Source organism: Coprobacillus cateniformis (genome assembly GCF_009767585.1).
In the GTDB taxonomy this organism is placed as follows: domain Bacteria; phylum Bacillota_I; class Bacilli_A; order Erysipelotrichales; family Coprobacillaceae; genus Coprobacillus; species Coprobacillus cateniformis.
This window is the reverse complement of sequence record NZ_WSNW01000001.1, coordinates 1,088,834-1,111,037: the sequence shown is the minus strand read 5'-3', so window position 1 is coordinate 1,111,037 and position 22,204 is coordinate 1,088,834. Positions and strand designations below refer to the sequence as shown.

22 protein-coding genes are annotated in these 22,204 nt (G+C 33.2%); 20 read left to right on the top strand and 2 right to left on the bottom strand.

The features are described from left to right. Window positions 1-9: 9 nt before the first annotated feature. From ltrA to GQF29_RS05640, 10 genes are all read left to right on the top strand, one after another. Window positions 10-1,329, top strand: a complete 1,320-nt coding sequence (gene ltrA / locus GQF29_RS05690; protein WP_160340752.1) for a group II intron reverse transcriptase/maturase — start codon at window positions 10-12, stop codon at window positions 1,327-1,329. A 270-nt stretch (window positions 1,330-1,599) separates the two neighbouring features. Next, window positions 1,600-1,902, top strand: a complete 303-nt coding sequence (locus GQF29_RS05685) for a hypothetical protein (protein ID WP_160340751.1) — start codon at window positions 1,600-1,602, stop codon at window positions 1,900-1,902. A 24-nt stretch (window positions 1,903-1,926) separates the two neighbouring features. Further along, complete coding sequence (locus GQF29_RS05680) at window positions 1,927-2,709, top strand: hypothetical protein (protein ID WP_160340750.1); 783 nt, start codon at window positions 1,927-1,929, stop codon at window positions 2,707-2,709. A gap of 384 nt (window positions 2,710-3,093) precedes the next feature. Further along, complete coding sequence (locus tag GQF29_RS05675; protein ID WP_160340749.1) at window positions 3,094-4,308, top strand: replication initiation factor domain-containing protein; 1,215 nt, start codon at window positions 3,094-3,096, stop codon at window positions 4,306-4,308. Between the two features lie 784 nt (window positions 4,309-5,092). Beyond that, window positions 5,093-5,302, top strand: a complete 210-nt coding sequence (locus GQF29_RS05665; RefSeq protein ID WP_008394616.1) for a hypothetical protein — start codon at window positions 5,093-5,095, stop codon at window positions 5,300-5,302. Window positions 5,303-5,413: 111 nt separating this feature from the next. Then, the gene (locus tag GQF29_RS05660; RefSeq protein WP_008394611.1) at window positions 5,414-7,027 is read left to right on the top strand and encodes a recombinase family protein; all 1,614 of its coding nucleotides are present in this window, start codon (window positions 5,414-5,416) and stop codon (window positions 7,025-7,027) included. 127 nt (window positions 7,028-7,154) lie between these two features. After that, window positions 7,155-7,535 carry a hypothetical protein gene (locus tag GQF29_RS05655; protein WP_236916394.1) on the top strand — a complete coding sequence of 127 codons (381 nt, stop codon included), beginning with the start codon at window positions 7,155-7,157 and terminating at the stop codon, window positions 7,533-7,535. Between the two features lie 254 nt (window positions 7,536-7,789). Then, window positions 7,790-8,554 (top strand): PTS sugar transporter subunit IIC, encoded by a 765-nt coding sequence (locus tag GQF29_RS05650; RefSeq protein WP_236916393.1) that lies wholly within the window; start codon window positions 7,790-7,792, stop codon window positions 8,552-8,554. Window positions 8,555-8,712: 158 nt separating this feature from the next. Then, on the top strand, window positions 8,713-9,465 hold the full coding sequence (locus GQF29_RS05645) for a DeoR/GlpR family DNA-binding transcription regulator (protein ID WP_202086279.1): 753 nt from the start codon (window positions 8,713-8,715) through the stop codon (window positions 9,463-9,465). After that, a complete protein-coding gene (locus GQF29_RS05640) occupies window positions 9,462-9,824 on the top strand; it encodes an HIT family protein (RefSeq protein ID WP_160340747.1) in 363 nt (120 codons plus the stop codon). Before GQF29_RS05645 ends, GQF29_RS05640 begins: the two co-directional genes overlap by 4 nt. Window positions 9,825-9,840: 16 nt before the next feature. Here the strand turns inward: GQF29_RS05640 and GQF29_RS05635 are convergent, their stop codons facing one another. Continuing rightward, the gene (locus GQF29_RS05635) at window positions 9,841-10,737 is read right to left on the bottom strand and encodes a glycyl-radical enzyme activating protein (RefSeq protein WP_160340746.1); all 897 of its coding nucleotides are present in this window, start codon (window positions 10,735-10,737) and stop codon (window positions 9,841-9,843) included. A gap of 183 nt (window positions 10,738-10,920) precedes the next feature. On the opposite strand from GQF29_RS05635, the gene GQF29_RS05630 reads away from it, so the two are divergent. The 8 genes from GQF29_RS05630 to GQF29_RS05600 all read left to right on the top strand — a co-directional run bounded on the left by GQF29_RS05630 (window position 10,921) and on the right by GQF29_RS05600 (window position 20,483). Continuing rightward, window positions 10,921-13,332 carry a glycyl radical protein gene (locus GQF29_RS05630; RefSeq protein ID WP_117769009.1) on the top strand — a complete coding sequence of 804 codons (2,412 nt, stop codon included), beginning with the start codon at window positions 10,921-10,923 and terminating at the stop codon, window positions 13,330-13,332. Window positions 13,333-13,347: 15 nt separating this feature from the next. Continuing rightward, complete coding sequence (locus GQF29_RS05625) at window positions 13,348-14,028, top strand: fructose-6-phosphate aldolase (RefSeq protein WP_054689242.1); 681 nt, start codon at window positions 13,348-13,350, stop codon at window positions 14,026-14,028. Between the two features lie 12 nt (window positions 14,029-14,040). Continuing rightward, window positions 14,041-14,847 carry a glycerol dehydrogenase gene (locus GQF29_RS05620; RefSeq protein ID WP_419715425.1) on the top strand — a complete coding sequence of 269 codons (807 nt, stop codon included), beginning with the start codon at window positions 14,041-14,043 and terminating at the stop codon, window positions 14,845-14,847. Further along, window positions 14,795-15,121 (top strand): dehydroquinate synthase/iron-containing alcohol dehydrogenase family protein, encoded by a 327-nt coding sequence (locus GQF29_RS19035; protein ID WP_419715424.1) that lies wholly within the window; start codon window positions 14,795-14,797, stop codon window positions 15,119-15,121. The genes GQF29_RS05620 and GQF29_RS19035 overlap by 53 nt, the downstream gene beginning before the upstream one ends. A 902-nt stretch (window positions 15,122-16,023) precedes the next feature. Beyond that, entirely contained in the window at window positions 16,024-19,098 is a 3,075-nt protein-coding gene (locus GQF29_RS05615) for an ABC transporter ATP-binding protein/permease (RefSeq protein WP_117769010.1), read from the top strand. Between the two features lie 128 nt (window positions 19,099-19,226). Then, window positions 19,227-19,592 (top strand): hypothetical protein, encoded by a 366-nt coding sequence (locus GQF29_RS05610; RefSeq protein ID WP_008790150.1) that lies wholly within the window; start codon window positions 19,227-19,229, stop codon window positions 19,590-19,592. Between the two features lie 18 nt (window positions 19,593-19,610). Then, window positions 19,611-20,150: a methylated-DNA--[protein]-cysteine S-methyltransferase gene (locus tag GQF29_RS05605; protein WP_054689239.1), complete on the top strand. Its 540-nt coding sequence runs from the start codon at window positions 19,611-19,613 to the stop codon at window positions 20,148-20,150. Window positions 20,151-20,168: 18 nt separating this feature from the next. Next, complete coding sequence (locus GQF29_RS05600; RefSeq protein ID WP_008790148.1) at window positions 20,169-20,483, top strand: MGMT family protein; 315 nt, start codon at window positions 20,169-20,171, stop codon at window positions 20,481-20,483. A 17-nt stretch (window positions 20,484-20,500) separates the two neighbouring features. Here GQF29_RS05600 and GQF29_RS05595 read toward each other — a convergent pair whose 3' ends face one another. Beyond that, a complete protein-coding gene (locus GQF29_RS05595) occupies window positions 20,501-21,160 on the bottom strand; it encodes a cyclic nucleotide-binding domain-containing protein (protein ID WP_160340745.1) in 660 nt (219 codons plus the stop codon). A gap of 83 nt (window positions 21,161-21,243) precedes the next feature. Here GQF29_RS05595 and GQF29_RS05590 point away from each other — a divergent pair, with 83 nt between their 5' ends. Both GQF29_RS05590 and GQF29_RS05585 read left to right on the top strand, forming a co-directional pair. Further along, a complete protein-coding gene (locus GQF29_RS05590) occupies window positions 21,244-21,663 on the top strand; it encodes a DMT family transporter (protein ID WP_160340744.1) in 420 nt (139 codons plus the stop codon). Continuing rightward, window positions 21,660-22,094, top strand: a complete 435-nt coding sequence (locus GQF29_RS05585; RefSeq protein WP_054689233.1) for a DMT family transporter — start codon at window positions 21,660-21,662, stop codon at window positions 22,092-22,094. Before GQF29_RS05590 ends, GQF29_RS05585 begins: the two co-directional genes overlap by 4 nt. The last annotated feature ends 110 nt before the right edge of the window (window positions 22,095-22,204 follow it).

The following is a 22,204-nucleotide window of genomic DNA, read 5'->3' as shown; positions in this document are numbered from 1 at the left end:
GCACAAAGTATGTCAGAACTATTAGAAAAGATACTGAACAGAGAAAATATGAACAAAGCCTATAAACGTGTAAAAGCGAACAAAGGAACAAGCGGAATTGATGAAATAACGATTGAGGATGCCTATGTTTATATAAAAGAAAACTGGGAAAGTATCAGAGCAGAAATCACAGAAAGGAAGTACAAACCACAGCCAGTAAAGCGAGTTGAAATACCAAAACCGAATGGAGGAACTAGAAATCTGGGGATACCAACGGTAATGGATAGAATCATCCAGCAGGCAATGGTACAAGTATTAAGCCCAATATGTGAAACGTTCTTTTCGGATTATAGTTATGGATTCAGACCAAATCGGAGTTGTGAGCAGGCCATAAATAAATTATTGGAATATATCAATGATGGATATGAATGGATAGTAGACATTGACTTAGAGAAATTCTTTGACAACGTGCCACAGGATAAATTGATGAGTTATGTACACATCATCATAAATGATGGAGATACAGAGTCGCTCATACGAAAATATCTTAAAGCAGGTATCATGATAAACGGAAAATATGAAAAGAGTGAAAAGGGAACACCACAGGGTGGAAACCTATCGCCATTATTAAGTAATATTATCCTAAATGAATTAGACAAAGAATTAGAAAGCAGAGGATTACACTTTACCAGATACGCAGACGACTGCGTGATAGCGGTAAAAAGTAGAGCCAGTGCGAACAGAGTGATGCATACAATCACAAAGTGGATTGAACACAAATTGGGACTGAAAGTGAATGCGACAAAGACGCATATCACAAGACCTAACAAATTAAAATATCTAGGCTTTGGATTTTATTATGATACAAAAGATAAGAAATATTGTGCAAGACCACACGCAAGTTCCATACAACGATTTAAGAGGAAACTGAAACAGCTAACAATCAGAAAGAACACAATGGCTTTAAATGAAAGGATAAGACAACTGAACCAAGTAATACGAGGATGGATAAACTATTATTCCATATGTAATATGAAAACACATATGATGAATATAGATAAACATCTTCGTACAAGACTTCGAGTAATTATATGGAAGCAGTGGAAAGTTCCCAGCAAGCGACAGTGGGGATTACAAAAGCTTGGGATTTCAAAAGATAGAGCAAGACAGACATCGTATATGGGAGACCATTATCAATGGGTAGTAACCAAGACATGTGTGATAAGAGCAATATCAAAAGAAAAACTAGCCCAAAAAGGACTAGTCAGTTGTTTAGACTACTATATAGAGAGACACGCTTTGAAAATAAAACGAACCGCCGTATACGGAACCGTACGTACGGTGGTGTGAGAGGGTGATTTATTTCACCCTACTCGATTGTCTTGAAACAACGGACTATTTCATTTCTGCTTGATTATCCTAAACTTATCTGCCTATGGTTTGTCAAGGGCTTGTTGCGTAAGCAATGCTTAGCACCCTTTACGAATCATAGACAGATAAGTAATTTTTCAAAAGCAGAAAAGAAATGACTCTGGAATAATATAGTGATATAATGAATAAAAAGCCTATGATATATGGTTTACATATGATGAATTAACTGGCAGAAAAGGGAGAAAAGAGATGCACGAACAGATAAAATTAGAATGTTATATAGAAGAATATAGAAATCAAAAAAATTTTTTATCAGCACGACTTAGGGATAAAAAAACAAATAAAAAAGTTGTTTTAGTTGGGGAAAATTTAGATAAAAATCATTTATTACGTTTTCTCTCACAAGCGAAACTTAATCAAGACATAATGCCTACGATATACGAACAAAATGGAGAAGATAAAATCATTGTTCAAGGTTATATAGTGTCAAATACAGAGGAAAACATAGAGATTTGTATTGATATTGCAAATGGTGGTTATATATTTGCTTAATAATTGGAAGGAGGTACTCTGCATATGAGTTCAGTCACACAAAGAATAACAAAAATAAAACAACCTAGAGGTGGATATATCAAACCCTCACAATTTAAACTACAAAAAATAGATGATGGTAAAATTTTAAATGAACACGAAAATATTCATGCTTCTGTAATTGGTATGGCTGTTGACTATTTAACTAGATTTATTATGGGAACTGATGTTGTAGAAGCGTTTAAAATATCTTGTATGGGAGCAAAGGTAGCAGAGGATATATTTAAACAAAAAAACACATTAAAAACTGCTCAAAAATTATTGATGGAAATTAAAGGATTAGATAATATTTCTATTATTAATGCGTGCAAAATGGTTACATATGATGTTTGGTATAGAAACCCTATGGTAGCAATGACGGCAAGAGGGGCTGAAGATACTAATCCTGATTTAGAAACCATTGAAAATATTAAAATAATGGTTGAAAGAAGTGTTAAATTTTGGGAAGAATTTGGTCCTATAATACAAGATGGTTTTACTTTTGAACCTAATGGTTATACGGATACAGTTGATACAGGAGATGGTGATTACTTAACTGTTGATACACTTTGGGATTTTAAAGTAAGTAAATCTAAACCTACTAACAAACACACTTTACAATTGTTAATGTATTGGATTATGGGGCAACATTCGGGTCAAAAAGTATATAAAAACATTACAAGATTAGGAATTTTCAACCCAAGGTTAAATTTTGTTTATACTTTAGACCTAGTAGATATAGCTCCTGAAATAATAGAGGAAATAGAACGAGATGTAATTTGCTATTGATTAATAATACACCGACGGAGTGATCCAGACACGGTGGCGGTCGTGAGACATATCGCCACGCCAGCCTGCTGGCGAGTGTCTGGTTCACTTTGTCGGTTATGCGAGCGAAGCGAGCTTTCTAAGCCCCCGTTATCTAACAAGGGGGGCACAAAAAACAAGAAACAATATACACTACTAAGCGGAAAACGCTGTATTTACAAGGTAAAATCGCTTTTAATAGGGTGTTAACTAAAAAGCACTCATTTAATACATAAAAATTGAATAAGACATAGGAAAGACAGTTGATTTCAAACGAGAAATTGATTGTCTTTTCTTTTGCGGAAATTTAAGTATAGGCAATTATCAAATATGGTAGTTGCCTTTTTTGATTGGAGGAATTGAAGAATGAATGATAAAAACTTTATAGAAGAATTAAGACAAAAGCGTGAAGAATATGGAGTAACACAAAGAAAACTTGCTGTTGCCTGTGGTATCAGTCGTACATATTTTAACCAGATAGAGAATGGGACTGTTGTTCCCTCTGCTGAACTAAAACAAACGATAGAAAAACAGATTGAGCGTTTCAATCCGCAAGAACCACTATTTCTGTTGATTGATTACTTCCGTGTCCGCTTTCCTACGACAGACGCATTAAAGATTATTCGTGAAGTATTACAACTAAAAGCCGATTATATGCTTTATGAAGATTTTGGAAAATACGGATATGAAAGCAAATATGTTTTAGGCGACATCAACATCATGTGTTCCATGCAAGAGCATTTAGGTGTTTTATTAGAACTAAAAGGCAGAGGGTGTCGGCAAATGGAAAGTTATCTATTGGCACAGGAACGCTCATGGTATGACTTTATGCTGGATTGTTTAACGGCAGGTGGTAAGATGAAACGACTTGACTTGGCAATCAATGATAAAGCAGGAATATTAGATATTCCAAAGTTAAAGGAAAAATACAAGGCTGGCGAATGTATCTCCTACTTTCGTATGCAGAAAGATTACAGCGGTACGGAAAAATGTGGTAGCGATTTACCAAAGAATACAGGAGAAACCTTATATCTCGGTTCAACCAGTAGTGAGTTATATATGTGTGCCTATCAGAAAAATTACGAGCAGTATGTCAAAAATGGCATAGAAGTTGAAGATACAGAAATCAAGAACCGTTTTGAAATACGCATGAAGAATGAACGAGCCTATTATGCGGTTGTAGATTTACTGACCTATCGGGACGCTGAACGCACCGCTTTTTCTATCATCAATCATTATGTCCGCTTTGTTGATAGAGAAGATGATAAACCGAAAAGTCAATGGGAAACAAATGATGATTGGGCATGGTTTATAGGGGAAAATAGAGAGCCGATACGATTAACGACTAAACCAGAACCTTATACTTTACAAAAGGCATTACATTGGTTACAAAGACAGGTTGCACCAACCATAAAAATGGTACAAGCATTAGACAGAGAAAATCATACAACGATACTGAAAGATATGATTGAGCAGGCAGAACTCAAAGATAAGCATAAACACTTATTACAATTAGAAAAATCAACCATAGAAGAACGCATAGATACCGCTGTCCCACAAGAGAATGACGGTATTTTTTAATTTCTTCAAAATATCTGCAACAAAACATCAACTTGTGTACAGATATGGTACGAGAAAAGGAAATCTAACTTTTTTTGAAAATAGGTCATCAAATCAAGGTTTCCATTCCCTATATGGAGTGAAAGAAGAAAAGTTTTGAAAAAATGTCGGAAATTCAAGATGAGTGGACAGTGTTATGTGAAAGAAGACAAAGTATCTTCAATTTGTATTCAAACAGGTATTAGCAGTTGAGTGTTGATGTGAAAAGAAGAAAATATTTTCATTCTCAACTTAACATTTGGTAGTTGTCGTTCCCTATATGGAGCAAACAAAATCTTTCATTTCATAGTTGGCAGTAACGGTATTGCATAGGTAGTTAGGGTGTGAAAAGAAATCTTTTCATCATCAACTTAGCAGAATGACAATTTCTTTCCCTATATGGTACAAGAAAAGAAAAAAGTTTTGAATATTGGTTACGCTTTTACTCTTTTCCAACGCGATATATAGGAAAGATGATTTTCTTCTTTCAATCGCTCTTTGACAACTGAATAAAGCAATTCAATACCTTTGACAGACAGCGAGCCGTTGAAACAGATACGCCATGACCTTTCTCCTGCAAAAGTGAGCGACAACCTATCTGTGTTCTTGTAAAAGATTTGTCCTCTTTTATCGCCATGACCTGTGCTGTCAGATAATGATACTCCCGTACAGCCACAGCTTGAGCGTTAAAAGCGTCGCACGCAATGGGTACGGCTACATAAGAACTATGCAGAGGTGGAAGTCCTGTGGGCTATGACAAAAGCCGTTGAATTGCTTAGAAAGATTTTACAGAAAGGGGGTATGTGTTATTGATAATGCTGTAAAAACAATTCAAAAGAAAAATAACAAGTGTGGCATTGGCAACAGAGGAAAGACAAAGATTGTTGTAAAAGAGCATTTCTCCGAAAAGGGAAAGACAATGGAAGAACTTCTAACTGATGTCATGTTGGAAAAAGCAAAGCAGACAATCGCATAAAATCGGTGCAGTTGTAAGAAATAGATTGAATGACAAAAAGTACCCGTGTTATACTTTACTTGCAAGCAGGTATTGTAAACACGGGTTAGTTATAAAGGAGGATAACTGACAATGAAACAACAGATTTACAATACTGCACTTTATCTTAGGTTAAGCCGAGATGATGAATTACAGGGCGAAAGTTCCAGCATTACCACACAAAGAAGTATGTTGCGTCTATATGCAAAAGAACATCATTTGAATGTGATTGATGAATATATTGATGACGGCTGGTCGGGAACAAATTTTGACAGACCGAGTTTTCAAAGAATGATTGAGGATATAGAGGCAGGAAAAATCAACTGTGTTGTAACAAAAGACTTATCACGACTTGGTAGAAATTATATTATGACAGGACAATATACAGAATTGTATTTTCCCAGCCATAATGTCCGTTACATAGCGATTGACGACGGTGTGGACAGCGAAAAAGGCGAAAGTGAGATTGCACCATTTAAGAACATCATCAATGAATGGGTGGCAAGAGATACGAGCCGTAAAGTGAAATCAGCCTTTAAGACGAAATTTGCAGAGGGTGCGTATTATGGGGCTTATGCTCCGTTAGGATATAAGAAACACCCCGACATCAAAGGGAAACTGTTGGTTGATGAGGAAACAAAATGGATTGTTGAAAAAATCTTCTCTCTAGCCTATCAAGGTTACGGTAGTGCCAAAATCACAAAAATACTGCGAGAAGAAAAAGTCCCGACAGCGTCTTGGTTGAATTTTACAAGGTACGGTACTTTTGCTCATATCTTTGAGGGAAAGCCCGAAAGCAAGCGTTATGAGTGGACGATTGCTCATGTAAAGGCGATATTGAAAAGTGAAGTCTATATCGGAAACAGCGTTCATAATCGACAATCAACCGTTTCTTTCAAAAGCAAGAAGAAAGTACGAAAGCCCGAAAGCGAATGGTTTCGAGTAGAAAACACGCACGAACCGATTATTGACAAGGAAGTGTTCTATCGTGTGCAGGAGCAGATAAAATCAAGGCGTAGACAGACAAAGGAAAAGGCAACGCCGATATTTGCAGGGCTTGTCAAGTGTGCGGATTGTGGCTGGTCTATGAGGTTTGCGACAAATAAGGCAAATAAAACACCGTATAGTTATTATTCTTGTAGTTTCTACGGACAGTTTGGCAAAGGTTATTGTTCTATGCACTATATCCGCTATGATGTGCTGTATCAAGCTGTATTGGAACGATTGCAGTATTGGGCTAAGGCAGTACAGCAGGACGAAGAAAAGGTATTGAACAAAATACAGAAAGTCGGCAATGCAGAGCGAATACGGGAAAAGAAGAAAAAGGCAAGTGCCTTGAAGAAAGCCGAGAACCGACAAAATGAGATTGACCGTTTATTTGCAAAAATGTATGAAGATAGAGCCTGTGAGAAGATAACGGAACGAAACTTCATCATGCTGTCGGGGAAATATCAAAAAGAGCAGATAGAACTTGAACAGCAGATAACCAACCTAAGAGAAGAATTAAGTAAAATGGAACAGGATATGATAGGTGCTGAAAAGTGGATTGAGTTAATCAAGGAGTATTCCGTACCAAAGGAACTGACAGCACCGTTATTAAATGCAATGATAGAAAAAATCCTTATTCACGAAGCAACAACGAATGAGGAGAACGAAAGAATACAGGAAATAGAGATATACTACCGATTTATTGGAAAAGTAGACTGATAAAGAGGGTTCATATCTTTAACTAAGGGAAACTGGAAAAAACTATCCTGACATTAATAGTATTGTTTTGTTGAGTACATTGTTTGGTATTTCTCTAGATATTCTAGTCAAAGGAGATTTAGAGGAAATGAAAGAACACATTAGAAATGAAGACATTCAAAGGTTTCATAAAGATGGCATTATTTTTACAATATTGCTCATTGTTACAATACTATCTGTTGTACCATTATTTTTCATGGTTAATAGTTATATTGGTATTGTATTATGGGTTATACTCTTTGCTGTAGCGATGTATTATGCATTGCGTGTTGAAAAGCAAAAGAAAGTATATGATATCCAAACTTATAAAGAAATTGTTGCTTTTGCAGATGGAAAACGTCTTGATGAAATCGAAAGAAATCGTGAATATGGCAAAAGACCATATCAGAAAGTGTTGTATGTTATAGCATCAGGTGTTATAGGATTTGTTATGACAATTGTATTGTTAATATTATTTGGCTATCTTTAATTCAAAAGGGCATTTCAAAATATGACTCTTGATTGATAATGAGTAAATGATTGAGCTATAAAAAATGAAGATAAAAATAAAGTTCCTAAATGTGTGGGAGATTTACATCTTCTTTTTTTATTATTTATACTTGTACACTCAACTGGATGATATCCTACTGATATTAGCCATTTTCACAAAGAATTCTATATTCCATTTGACTTGTTTTCTAGTTGTTGTATGTTTGTGTATCATGCAATTTCTTAATTGTTGCCTTGTATAACAATACAGCGATTGTTATTTTCTTACTTTCAATGATTGTTTATATTGTCTTTAAAGTGACAACTGGAGGAACATTTATTGAATGGATTTATTCAGCATTACAAGTTCCATTACAAGGTTTATCAGATTCATTACCAGGAGCTATTGGAACCGCATTGTTTATCTCACTTTTATGGTGGTTTGGTGTGCATGGACAAAGTGTTGTCAATGGGGTTGTGACATCTTTATTGACTGCGAATGCTCTTGCTAATAGTGAATTACTTCGTTCTTCAGGAGAACTTGTTGTTGGTCAGGGTGCACATATTGTCACACAACAATTTTTAGACAGTTTCTTGATTTTGTCAGGCTCAGGAATTACATTTGGTATTGTGGCAGCCATGTTATTTACAGCTAAGTCACAACAATATAAATCACTTGGAAAAGTTTCAATATTTCCAGCATTGTTCAATATTAATGAACCTGTTGTCTTTGGATTTCCAATAGTTATGAATCCAATTATGTTTATCCCATTTATTGTTGTCCCTGTTTTGGCAGCACTTATTGTCTATGGAGCAATTGCTATTGGATTCTTACAACCATTCTCAGGTGTTTTACTGCCATGGAGTACACCAATGGTTATTTCGGGATTACTTGTTGGAGGATGGCAAGGCGCAGTCGTTCAAATCGTTATCCTTGCAGTATCAGTTGCTGTATACTATCCATTTTTTAAGAAACAAGATAGTATGGCTTACCAAAAAGAACAAGCTGTTATTGAATAGATTGTTGTAAAGAACTAAGAGGCGCTCTTAGTTCTTTACTGTTTTAAAATAAAAGAGATATTTGTTTCATTTTGTGATGTATTCAGATAAAACGAAAGTGCTTTTTATTGTAAATGAAAGTCTTATGTGCTATTCTAATAGAAGAAAAGAGTGATAAAATGAATAAAAGACATTCAAAAATATTAGAATTATTAACAGAACATAAGAAAATGGAAGTCACAAAATTATCTGAATTGCTAGATGTTTCGCAGGTTACGATTAGGAAAGATTTGGTCTCATTAGAAAATAGTGGCATTATTATTAGAGAACATGGCTATGCGACATTAAATGATAGTGATGATATCAATAATCGTTTGGCATATCATTATGATAGTAAGCAAAGAATTGCACAAAAAGCAGTAGAAAGCATTCAAAATGGTGAAACTGTGATGATTGAATCTGGATCATGCTGCGCACTGGTGGCTTTAGAAATTGCGCAAACAAAAAAAGACGTCACTTTAATTACCAATTCTGCATTTATTGCTGATTATATTAGAAAGATAGGGACAGTTAAGATTATTTTACTTGGTGGGGAATACCAAAATGAATCACAAGTCATGGTTGGACCCATTACAAGAAAATGTGCTGAAGCGTTCTATGTTGATAAACTCTTTATAGGAACTGATGGATTTACGAAGGAAACTGGCTTTACAGGAAATGATTATATGAGAAGTGAAGCTGTCAGAGATATGGCAAAACAGGCTGATAAGGTTATTATTGTGACTGATTCAGTGAAATTCCATCAAAAAGGTGTTGTCAATTTATTAAGAACAGAAGATGTTGACTGTATTTATACAGATTCAGATGTTCCTAGTGAAGTTGAAGAATACCTCCTTGGAAAGAATATTGAAGTTTGTAAGGTGAATTCATGAGTTGTTTGTTCTGTGAAAGAAAAGAATTTGTTTTAGAAAATGATGCTGGCTATGCGATTTACGATGAAAATCCTGTAAGTCTTGGACATATGCTGATTATTCCAAAAAAACATGTGACTCATTTCTTTGAAGCAGATGAAAATTTGCGTATAAAATTATTTGAATTGGTTGACATTGCAAAACGTATGCTAGATAACCAATATCATCCTGATGGCTATAACATTGGAATGAACTGTGGTGAAATGGCTGGTCAATCTATCATGCATTTACATATTCATTTGATTCCAAGATATCAGGGGGATACAACTGATCCTAAAGGTGGTATTCGTGGTGTCATTCCAGAAAAAATGCACTATTAAAAAAGGAGCACTGCTCCTAGAAAAAACAATCAAGACCTTGTTCAAGAAAGATATTCTGGTAGTCTTGTAAGTCCTCCTTATGGAGGGCTTTTTTATTTTTAAGATGATAATCACGATTTAATAACTCATATTTCTTTTCACCAAATTGATGGAAAGGTAAAAGCTGAACACGTTTAGCACCAACAGACTGCAATAATTTGGCAAGTCCTTTGGCATCTTCTAATGAAGCATTGAAATCAGGAATGACAGGAATTCTTGGTAAAACTTCAATACCTTGATCAATTGCCCATTGAAGATTTTGTATAATTAATTCATTGTGCACGGCAGTACCTAAGAAATGCTGCTCACTATCATAGTGTTTGACATCAAATAATAAAAGATCAAAGAGCAAAGCTAAGTCCTGAAAGATTTGTGGTTGAATATATCCTGTTGTTTCAATTGCAACATGAATATCTTCATCCTTGAGCTTATTGACAAGGGCTTTGACAAAATCTGGCTGACTCATTCCTTCACCACCAGAAATTGTTACACCTCCATCTGATTCTTCATAAAAATCTTTATCTTGTAAACATGTTTTTACAATCTCATCAATTTCCTTATATTCGCCTTCATGTGTGAGAGCATCCTGAGGACAGGCATGGACACATGTTAAACAACCAACACATTTTTTAGCATCAACGAGAATACGATTATTTTGATGAGTGAGGGCACCATGTGGACAGACATGAACACATTGCTGACAATGAATACATTTGTCATAATCATATAAAATTTGAATATGGTCTAATTGTGATTCGGGGTTGGAACACCATTGACATTTTAATGGGCAGCCCTTTAAAAAAACAGTTGTCCTAATGCCAGGACCATCATGAATGCTAAACTTTTGTATATTGAAAATCATTCCTTTGTTCATAATTATAGCTCCTTTACCATAGTTATCATACCATTTTCATTTCATATTGTAAATAATATATTTCAAATGAAACTAAAATATAATTTCATTGAAATATATATTGACTTTAAAGTGAAAAGTGTTATGATATATGTGTAAATGAAATTAACGAAAGTTTCAAATGAAATAATGGAGGAAAAAGCTATGAAAAACGTAGAACATTTTGGTGATTTGACACCAAGGATGAATGAGTTTAGAGAGAAGGTCTTAGAAAAGAAGCCATATATTTGTGCTGAAAGAGCTTTATTAGTTACTGAAACTTATAAAGAACATCAAAATCAACCTGCTGTCATGAAACGTGCATTGATGTTAAAGAATATCTTAGAAAAGATGTCTATCTATATTGAGGATGAAACATTAATTGTAGGGAATCAAGCAGCTTCTAACAAAGATGCTCCAATCTTTCCTGAATATACATTGGAATTCGTTATCAATGAATTGGATTTGTTTGAAAAACGTGATGGAGATGTTTTCTATATCACTGAAAAAACAAAAGAAGATCTTCGTTCTATTGCTCCATTTTGGGAAAATAATAATTTAAGATCAAGAGGGGATGCCTTACTTCCTGATGAAGTCAAGGACATCATGTCTACTGGATTACTGGGAATGGAAGGAAAGCTCAATTCTGGAGATGCCCATTTGGCAGTTGATTACCAAACAGTATTACAGATTGGTTTGAAAGGGTATGAAGAAAGAGTTTTAAAACTAAAATCTGAATTAGATTTATGTAAACCTGAAAATATTGATAAATATGTTTTTTATAAAGCTGTCTTAATTGTTATTGAAGCAGTGAAAACATATGCTCATAGATTTAGCGTATTGGCAAAAGAATTGGCTGACAAGGCAGAAGGAACGAGAAAAGATGAATTGTTAGAGATTTCTAGAATCTGTGATAAGGTTCCTTATGAACCTGCTGAAACATTCTATGAAGCGATTCAATCGACTTGGTTTATTCAATTGATTTTACAAATTGAATCTAATGGTCATTCCTTATCATATGGTCGTTTTGATCAATATGTTTACCCATTTTTACAACATGATTTAGATAAAGGAATAATTACAGAAAATCAAGCAGTTGAATTATTAACAAACCTTTGGATTAAAACACTAACAATTAATAAAGTCCGTTCACAAGCTCATACATTCAGTAGTGCAGGAAGCCCAATGTATCAGAATGTCACAATTGGTGGACAGACATCTGATAAAAAATGTGCAGTGAATAAGTTATCATATCTGGTTTTGAGATCAGTTGCACAGACAAGACTTCCTCAACCAAACTTAACAGTCAGATATTATAATGGAATGCCTCAGGAATTCTTAGATGAAGCAGTTGAAGTCATGAAACTTGGAACAGGAATGCCGGCATTCAATAACGATGAAATCATTATTCCTTCATTTATTGATTTAGGTGTTAAAGAAGAAGATGCTTATAATTACTCTGCTATTGGATGCGTAGAAACAGCCGTGCCTGGGAAATGGGGATATCGTTGTACAGGAATGTCATACTTGAACTTTCCAAGAATCTTATTATGTGTGATGAATGATGGTATTGACTTAACAACAGGAAAGCGATTTGTTGAAGGTAGTGGACATTTTAAAGATATGAAGTCTTTTGAAGAATTACAGGCAGCCTGGGATAAAGCAATTAAGGAATTAACAAGAGTTTCTGTGATTGTGGAAAATGCTGTTGACTTGGCAGGTGAAAGAGAAATTCCAGATATCTTATGTTCAGCTTTAACACAGGATTGTATTGGACGAGGAAAGACTATCAAAGAAGGTGGAGCAATCTACGATTTCATTTCTGGTTTACAGATTGGAATTGCCAATATGGCAGACAGTCTAGCAGCTATTAAGAAATTGGTTTATGAAGAAAAGAAAATAACACCTGAACAGTTATGGAATGCTATGCAAGATGATTTTGAAGGTGAAGACAATCAAAGAATTCAAAAAATGCTGATCAATGATGTTCCTAAATACGGAAATGATGATGATTATGTTGACCAGTTGGTTGTTGATGCTTATAACTCATATATAGAAGAAATGAAGAAATATCCAAATACAAGATATCAAAGAGGACCTATTGGGGGTATCCGTTATGCGGGAACATCTTCAATATCTGCTAATGTAGGACAAGGATTAGGCACAATGGCAACACCAGATGGTCGTAAAGCCCGTACTCCACTTGCAGAAGGATGTTCACCAGCTCATGCAATGGATAAGAGTGGACCAACAGCGGTCTTTAAATCAGTATCAAAATTACCAACACATGAAATCACTGGTGGTGTCTTATTAAATCAAAAGGTGACACCTCAGATGTTATCAACAGATGAAAATAAAATGAAATTAGAGATGATGCTGAAAACATTCTTTAATCGTTTACATGGCTATCATGTACAATATAATGTTGTAGATAGAGAAACATTATTGGATGCTCAAGCTCATCCAGAAAAACATCGTGATTTAATTGTCAGAGTTGCTGGATATTCAGCATTCTTCAATGTGTTATCAAAAGCAACACAGGATGATATCATTGAAAGAACTGAACAAACTTTATAAGAGGAGAAAAAGAAAATGGAATTTATTATTGATACAGTTGATTTGGAAGAAATTAAGGATGCAGTCGAACATATGCCAATTGTTGGAGTCACAAGCAATCCTTCCATCGTGAAAAGAACAAGTCCAGAAAACTTCTTTGATCATATGCGAGCAATCAGAAGCATTATTGGAAAAGAAAGAAGTTTACATGTGCAGGTGATTTCTAAGGATTGTGAAACAATCGTGAAAGAAGCTCATCGTATCTTACAAGAAATTGATGATCAGGTCTATGTAAAGGTACCAGTTTCTTATGAAGGAATCAAAGCGATTAAAATCTTAAAAGCAGAAGGCATCCATGTGACAGCAACTGCTGTGTATGATTTGATGCAGGCTTATATGGCATTAGCAGCTGGAGCAGATTATATTGCGCCATATGTGAATCGTATTGGAAATTTAGGAAGTGATCCTATGGAACTGATCAATGAATTATCAAGTCGTATTGTCATGGATGGATACAAAACAAAGATTGTCGCAGCCAGCTTTAAAGGTGTTCAACAAGTGCGTGACTCATTTAATTATGGAGCCCATGCGATTACTGCACCGGTTGATGTTTTAAAAACAATCTTCAAGAATCCAAGTATTGAAAAAGCAGTAGATGATTTTAATAGTGACTGGTATGCCATGTATGGTGAAGGTACAGGAATTTGTGATTTATAGGAGAATGAGAAAATGACAAAAATAATAGGAAGTCCCACAAGATATATTCAAGGTAAGGGTGAATTAAAGAAACTTGCTGCTCATGCATCAAGTTTAGGGAAAAAGTTGTTTGTAATTGTAGATAAAAATATTCAGGATATTGTTAAACCTGATATTGAACTCAGTGTTAAAGCTCAGGATGTGGATATTCTCTTTGAAAGTTTTCAAGGTGAATGCTGCATGAGTGAAATCAATCGTATTATTGATATTGTGAAGACGAATGGTTGTGATGTAATTGTTGGTGTTGGTGGTGGAAAAACACATGATACATCTAAGGCTGTTGCTCATTATACAAAAAAACCAGTCGTGATTGTTCCTACCATTGCTTCAACAGATGCACCATGTTCTTCTTTATCTGTTATTTATAGTGATGAAGGAGTCTTTGATAAGTATTTATTCTTACCAACAAGTCCAAATATAGTCTTGGTTGACACAGAAGTTGTTTCTAAAGCTCCAGCTAGATTATTAATTGCTGGAATTGGTGATGCGATGGCAACATATTTTGAAGCGAGAGCCTGTTATCAAAGTGAAGCAGATAACTGTTTAGGTGGAAAATGTACAAAGGCTGCCATGTCACTTGCTCGTTTGTGTTATGAAACATTATTAGAAGATGGGAAAGCCGCAACTTTAGCAGTACAAGCCAAAGTCTGTACAAAGGCTGTTGAAAATATTATTGAAGCCAACACCTATTTAAGTGGAATAGGATTTGAATCTGGGCGCTCATGCAGTGCACAATGGTTTGACCGCTATTGCAGCAACACATCAGTTATATCATGGTGAAAAAGTTGCATTTGGAACATTGGTTCAATTGGTATTAGAAAATGCTCCAAGACAAGAAATTGAAGAAGTCCTAAAGTTATGTCATGAAGTTGGATTACCAACAACACTTGCTGACTTAAAAATTACTGAAGTGAAACCAGAAGAAATTATGGCAGTCGCTAAGTTAGTCTGTGCTCCTGGTGATACAATTGGGAATATGCCATTTGATGTGACACCAGAGGATGTTTATGCAGCGATTCTTGGCGCTGATGAATTAGGCAAATCATATCAATAGAGATCATAATGATCTCTATTTTTGCACATATGTGCAATCTGTTTTGAATATCAATATTTCATGAAGAAATATTGACTTATTATTCTGATTTTATTAATATAAAATTGCAAATGAAACATAATATAATTTCATACATAATATGTTTCTTGGCAACTACATTATGAAATATTTAAAAATATTCTACACAAACAATTTAAAGAGGCTTTTTATTGCCATAAACTCCAATCACAATATAAAAGCAAACTCTATATAAAATTCTTCTCTAGTTTTTACATAATGTAGTGTTTTATAAATGGAATGAAATAGTGATACATGATAAATGTATTCATGGTTTCATTCTTTTATTTTTGTAATAGACTAATTCTTTAAATGATTATTAGGAGGAGGTGAAAATATTTTGATAGTATAATTGAAATAATTTATTTAGAATGGAGTGAGAAAGGATATTATAATGATGTTTGAATGAGTATTTTTTAATAAGTATATCTTTTGAAATATATAATATTTATACTTTTTCTTTTATTTATGAGAAGAGTTGACTATGTTAAAGAAATCGCATATCTATGATTGTAAAATAAAAAATGATATAGCGTTTATTAATAATAAGATATATAGCTAGATAATATAATCTGATAGAATTAATAAAAACGATATCTTAAGACAGCATGATGTACTCAGTATTTAAATCCTTGTGGTTGTTGATGAATTGCTAAAAACAACTAACTTTCCTAATGTTTTCTGAAACCTTTGAGGAATAATATCTTTTGGAAAGAGATTTTTTAAGAGTAAAACAAAAATAATGAAGAATATTGAGAGAATAAAATCATAAAATAAATATGTTCATCTTGTATTCAAAAAATAAGCGTTTAATATATATAATAGAAAGAAAAGGAGGCAAACAAATGCTTCAAATAAAAAATATACACAAGGAATATAAAACTGGCAGTCTTGTTCAAAAAGCTCTTGATGGTGTAAGTTTAAACTTACGAGATAATGAGTTTGTAGCAATCCTAGGTCCAAGTGGATCAGGTAAGACAACACTTTTGAATATAATTGGTGGGCTTGATCGATATGATCAGGGAGATTTGGTTATTAATGGTATTTCAACAAAGAGATATAGAGATCGTGATTGGGATTCTTATCGTAATCATACGATAGGATTTGTTTTTCAGAGTTATAATTTAATCCCGCATCAAACTGTTTTGGCTAATGTTGAATTGGCTTTAACTATATCAGGTATTTCTAAGACAGAAAGAAAACAAAGAGCTGAAAAAGCTCTTGAGCAAGTTGGGTTAGGAAATCAGGGTCATAAGAAACCTAATCAGATGTCTGGTGGACAGATGCAGCGTGTAGCAATTGCTCGTGCTCTAGTGAATGATCCTGATATTTTACTCGCTGATGAACCTACAGGAGCATTAGATAGTGATACTAGTGTTCAAGTTATGGAGTTACTTAAGGAAGTTGCAAAAGATCGTTTGGTCGTTATGGTAACGCATAATCCTGAATTGGCTGAAACTTATGCAACCCGTATTGTAGAGTTACGTGATGGAACAATGCGTAGTGATACTGATCCTTATGAAGTAAGTGAACATGATTTAGAGAAGCCTAGACATGAGAATATGGGAAAATCTTCAATGTCTTTTTTGACTTCATTATTGCTTAGCTTTAACAATCTTCGTACAAAAAAAGCACGAACAATTTTAACTTCTTTTGCTGGCTCAATTGGGATTATTGGTATTGCATTGATACTTTCTTTATCTAATGGAGTCAATCAATATATTCAGTCTATTGAAGAAGAAACATTATCAGAATATCCCTTACAGATACAAAGTTCAGGTTTTGATATTACTTCAATGATGACAGATGGTCATCCTAAACAAAATAAAGACAAAGATGAAAACAAGATATATGTTTCACAAATGATTACCAATATGTTCTCAAAGATTGGGTCAAACGATTTAACATCATTAAAAGAATATCTTGATAGTGGAAAAAGTGATATTGAGAAAAACACAAATTCTATAGAATATAGTTATAATGTCTCTCCACAAATATATAGTAGTGATACAAAAAAAGTGAGACAGGTACACCCTGATAAATCATTCACCTCTTTAGGTCTTGGTTCATCAACAAGCTCAAATAGTTTAATGTCTTCTATGATGAGTACTGATACTTTTTATCAAATGCCAGGTAACAGTAATCTTTATGAAGATCAATACGATATAAAAGCAGGAAGATGGCCAAAAGCGTATAATGAATGTGTTTTGGTTTTATCAAAAAACGGAAATATAAACGATTTTATGTTATATACTTTAGGATTACGTGACTTTGAGGAATTAGATAAAATGATTCAACAGTTTTCAAAGGAAGAAGACGTAACAGTACCGGATAATGCACAGTCTTATTCTTATAATGATATACTGGGAGTTCAATTTAAACTTGTGAATGCAACTGATTATTATCAATATGATCAAAAATATAATGTTTATAAAGATAAAACTGAAGATCAAAAGTATATGAAAAACTTAGTTGAAAATGGAGAAGATATAAAAATTGTTGGAGTTGTTCAACCAACTGAATCGGCCTCTGCAACTATGCTTCAAACAGGAATAGGATATCCTGCAGCACTGACAACACATGTTATTGAACAGGCAAAATCAAGTGATATTGTCAAAAAACAATTGTCCAATCCTCATGTTGATGTTTTTACTGGTAAAGATTTTAGCAGTAAAGAAAACAATAAGCTAGATATGAATTCTTTATTTACAGTAGATGCCAATATGTTAAAGAAAGCATTTACTTTTGATCAAAGTAAATTATCTATGAATATGGATGATTTGGATTTAAGCCAAATAAAGATTGATACATCTTCATTACCTGCAATAGACGTGAATAGTATTTTTAAAGATATGAAGATTAACATTTCTCAAGAACAATTAGAAAGTTTAAGTCAAACTCTTATGGTGCAGTTTCAACAATATGCAAAAGAGAATGGACTCATTGATCCAACAAAAATGAATGAATATTTTATGGCGTATTTGCAAACTGAACAAGCTCAATCATTATTACAAGGTGAAATGGTTAAGATTTTCCAAGAAAGTGGATTAACACAACAATTTCAGACTCAGCTTGAAAAACAGATGCAAACAATTATGATCCAATATACTGCCACTTTGACAAAATCATTACAACAACAGATAAGTATTCAAATGAATAAACAAATGGGAAATCTTGCTAAGAATATGCAGGATGCAATAAATATTGATGCAAGTGTCTTTGCTAAGGCTATAAAAATGAATATGAATGAAGAAGAACTTTCAGAATTAATGATGTCATTAATGACAACTGAGGTTTCATCTTATGATGGAAATCTTAAGAATCTTGGATATGCAGATTTTAATAAACCAAGTGGAATCAATATTTATCCAAAGGATTTTGAAAGTAAACAAAAAGTCATTGATGCATTAGATCAGTATAATGAAGATATGAAGAAAGTCGATGAAGATAAAGTTATTTCTTATACAGATTATGTTGGAACACTTATGTCTTCTGTTACAGATATTATTAATGTCATTAGTTATGTTTTAATTGCCTTTGTTGCTATTTCACTTGTTGTATCTTCTATTATGATAGGTGTTATTACTTATATCAGTGTTCTTGAACGTAAAAAAGAAATTGGTATATTGCGTGCAATCGGAGCATCAAAGAAAAACATCTCACAAGTCTTTAATGCTGAAACATTTATCATTGGATTATTATCTGGCGTTCTAGGGATTGTGATTACTTTATTGTTGTTAATACCAAGTAATATGCTGATTCATGAAATTGCTGGTAATGTCAGTGTGAGTGCTTCTTTACCAATTGCTGGAGCTATTATTCTGATTGTCTTAAGTGTCATTCTAACACTTATAGGTGGATTAATACCAGCGAAAAAGGCTGCTTTAGAAGATCCTGTAACGGCATTACGTACTGAATAGAATAGAGATTATAAAACTTGTTTGATATTATTCAAATAAGTTTTTTCTATTATGAATTTTTCTTTACATGAATTCGGTTGTCGGTTTCATTGAGGTGTATTATAATAAGAAAGAAAGGAAAGATAAGAATGAAGAAAATCTGTTGTTTAAGTTCATTACTTTGTATCTTATTATTAAATGGGTGTATTCAGCCGAGTTTTAATGGTAGTCGTACTGGTAATCAAGATCAATTGATTATGGAATATAGTATTATGAATACTGAGGATTCTCAATTATTGACATTACAAGAAAATGATATTGTGGATGTACAAATAGTTAGTGATGCTGGTAAACTTTCTATCATCTTTCAAAAGAATGATGAGACTCCTATATATGAAGATAACGAAATATCTTCTTCTCAATCATTTCAAATTTTAATTAAAGAAGATGGAGACTATAAGGTAACTGTTAAAGGTTATAGAGCAAAAGGAAGTGTAAGTTTTATAAAAAGCTAAAGACGGAGGAAGTATGAAATGATATATACAGCACATTATAAATCTCCTATTGGAGAAATTTTACTAGCAAGTGATGGATATTCTTTGATTGGTTTATGGTTAGAAAATCAAAAATATTTTTTAGCAACTATCAAAGAAGAAACGATTGATAAGCCTGATTTAGAAGTTTTTATTCAAACACAGCTATGGCTAGATGATTATTTCGATAGAAGAAAACCTTCTATAAAAGAGTTGCCATTAGCACCTAGAGGGACACCATTTAGACAAGAGGTCTGGCAGATATTATGTCAAATCCCATATGGACAAGTTATTACATATGGACAGATTGCAAAGAAAATAGCAGAACGTCATCATAAACAAACAATGTCTGCACAAGCCATAGGCGGAGCTGTCGGACACAATCCTATTTCTATTATTATTCCTTGTCACCGTGTCGTTGGGACCAATGGAAGTTTAACTGGCTATGCAGGTGGCATTGATAAAAAAATAAAACTCCTAGAATTAGAAGGAGTAGATATGCATCATTTCTTTGTTCCTGGTGATGGAACAGCATTATAGTAAAGGTGGTCATTTAACATGTCAGAAAAATTAAATGAAGAATTTATCTTTCAAATTTTATCAATTGTTGAAGAAATACCTGAAGGATATGTTGCAACTTATGGTCAAATTGCCAAATTATCAGGCTATGATAAAAATGCTCGTCTGGTTGGAAAGGTTTTAAGTCTATCAGGATATTATGGGAAATATCCTTGTCATCGTGTTGTCAATAGTAGTGGCAGATGTGCCCCTTATTGGTTAGAACAAAAAGATTTACTGATGGATGAAGGTGTTACATTGAAATCCAATGGTTGTGTTGATCTAAAGAAACATCAATGGAGACTTAATGACTAAAGACACAATTGTGCCTTTTAAATAAAATATAAATCCTGACTAAGTCCTTGAAGTTTATGTAAATCTATAATACGAAATTGTCCTCTTTTTATTTTCGTTATATAACCTATTTGTATAAAGTCATTAAGAGTTCTTTGTAATTGTCGATAACTGCATCCTATCATTTCTGCAACTTGCACAAAGTTTTCCTCAATAATCATATCATGTTCACAACTGACGAGATATGATGCTAACCTATTTTCAACTGGATAGTTTATAGATATTGAAGAATTTTGATTAGAATTATAAAGTTTATGTGCAATAGTTTCAGCTAAATAACGCATAAAGATGAAATCATTTAAGATGAAATCTTGATAAAGTGATATTGATATACCTAAACATACACATTCTTCCATAGCATAAACATCATTAATAACATCACGATGATTAAGCAATTCTATTTCTCCAATAATGCTCATGCCTTGAGATATAGCAATCAAAACTGTTGCACCATTAGATGTTGTATGACATGATTTTGTTTTTCCATCTATCAAAATATAAAGTGTCTCTAATTTTTGTCCTTGATGTAATATACATTGTCCTTTTTCAAAACAATAAAAATCAAAACATTTAAGAAGTGTATGACTCATCATATTTTCATTATCCAATTTTTGAATATAAAATTCTTTACTTTTCATAAAAATCACCATCCTTAATATGACATATGTCATATGAAAAAGCAATATCATTTGTTTATAATACCATGAGGAGGGGATAACTTATGGAATTATTTTTATCTTTTTTAACAGGAATGATAGTGACAGTTATGAATGTCTTTAATGGTCAGTTATCAGATTATGTAGGTGTCTATTTATCAACAGTTCTTATTCATTTTATAGGTCTTATCACTTTTTTTGTGATAATGCTGATAAAAAAACAAAAAGTATCATTTCATCAGCATCTGCCATTGCTTTTCTACACAGGAGGAATGATAGGTGTATTAACAGTTATTTTTAATGTTATGTCTATTTCAACAATTGGCGCAGCATTAGTGACAGCATTGGGATTATTAGGTCAAATGATGACTTCATTAGTTTTGGAATATAAGGGATGGTTAGGCACTATAAAAAGAAAACTATCTTTTCAAAAGATGATGAGTTTAATTATCATTGTCATTGGAATAGGAGTTATGATGATATGATTGCAGTTATATGTGCAACTTGTGCTGGAATGACAATTGTTTTGAGTCGTTCAGTTAATGGTTACTTATCTCAAAAGGTTGGAGCTTATCAGAGTACATTTTTTAATTATTTTACAGGTTTATTCATGAGTCTTGTTTTTTTAATAATCTTAGGCTTTTCTCATATACAAGATTTTCAATCAACAGAACTTTTAGAAAATCCTGCTATGTTCATAGGAGGTATGATTGGTGTTTTTAATATTCTGATATTAAATAAAGTTGTTCCTAAAGTATCTCCTGTTGAATTAACTTTGATTACATTTGTATCTCAATTAATCAGTGGAATTCTTTTAGATTATTGTTTCTATGATATCTTTTCAATAAATAAATTACTAGGTTGTTTGATAGTTATCGTTGGATTATTTCTCTATCAGATGACAGATAAAGAATGATTAGCAATTCTAAAAGAATTGTTTTTTTATAAAATATATATATAAAATATAAAAAAACTAGAAAAAATATAAATTTATTCATGTGAATCTATTATAATCTGTATTGTCGA

Bases quoted from the DNA above. Each gene is read 5' to 3' on its own strand.
- ltrA (WP_160340752.1), top strand. From the start codon at position 10: ATGTCAGAACTATTAGAAAAGATACTGAACAGAGAAAATATGAACAAA.
- GQF29_RS05685 (WP_160340751.1), top strand. From the start codon at position 1,600: ATGCACGAACAGATAAAATTAGAATGTTATATAGAAGAATATAGAAAT.
- GQF29_RS05680 (WP_160340750.1), top strand. From the start codon at position 1,927: ATGAGTTCAGTCACACAAAGAATAACAAAAATAAAACAACCTAGAGGT.
- GQF29_RS05675 (WP_160340749.1), top strand. From the start codon at position 3,094: ATGAATGATAAAAACTTTATAGAAGAATTAAGACAAAAGCGTGAAGAA.
- GQF29_RS05660 (WP_008394611.1), top strand. From the start codon at position 5,414: ATGAAACAACAGATTTACAATACTGCACTTTATCTTAGGTTAAGCCGA.
- GQF29_RS05655 (WP_236916394.1), top strand. From the start codon at position 7,155: ATGAAAGAACACATTAGAAATGAAGACATTCAAAGGTTTCATAAAGAT.
- GQF29_RS05645 (WP_202086279.1), top strand. From the start codon at position 8,713: ATGAATAAAAGACATTCAAAAATATTAGAATTATTAACAGAACATAAG.
- GQF29_RS05640 (WP_160340747.1), top strand. From the start codon at position 9,462: ATGAGTTGTTTGTTCTGTGAAAGAAAAGAATTTGTTTTAGAAAATGAT.
- GQF29_RS05635 (WP_160340746.1), bottom strand. From the start codon at position 10,737: ATGAACAAAGGAATGATTTTCAATATACAAAAGTTTAGCATTCATGAT.
- GQF29_RS05630 (WP_117769009.1), top strand. From the start codon at position 10,921: ATGAAAAACGTAGAACATTTTGGTGATTTGACACCAAGGATGAATGAG.
- GQF29_RS05625 (WP_054689242.1), top strand. From the start codon at position 13,348: ATGGAATTTATTATTGATACAGTTGATTTGGAAGAAATTAAGGATGCA.
- GQF29_RS05620 (WP_419715425.1), top strand. From the start codon at position 14,041: ATGACAAAAATAATAGGAAGTCCCACAAGATATATTCAAGGTAAGGGT.
- GQF29_RS05615 (WP_117769010.1), top strand. From the start codon at position 16,024: ATGCTTCAAATAAAAAATATACACAAGGAATATAAAACTGGCAGTCTT.
- GQF29_RS05610 (WP_008790150.1), top strand. From the start codon at position 19,227: ATGAAGAAAATCTGTTGTTTAAGTTCATTACTTTGTATCTTATTATTA.
- GQF29_RS05605 (WP_054689239.1), top strand. From the start codon at position 19,611: ATGATATATACAGCACATTATAAATCTCCTATTGGAGAAATTTTACTA.
- GQF29_RS05600 (WP_008790148.1), top strand. From the start codon at position 20,169: ATGTCAGAAAAATTAAATGAAGAATTTATCTTTCAAATTTTATCAATT.
- GQF29_RS05595 (WP_160340745.1), bottom strand. From the start codon at position 21,160: ATGAAAAGTAAAGAATTTTATATTCAAAAATTGGATAATGAAAATATG.
- GQF29_RS05590 (WP_160340744.1), top strand. From the start codon at position 21,244: ATGGAATTATTTTTATCTTTTTTAACAGGAATGATAGTGACAGTTATG.
- GQF29_RS05585 (WP_054689233.1), top strand. From the start codon at position 21,660: ATGATTGCAGTTATATGTGCAACTTGTGCTGGAATGACAATTGTTTTG.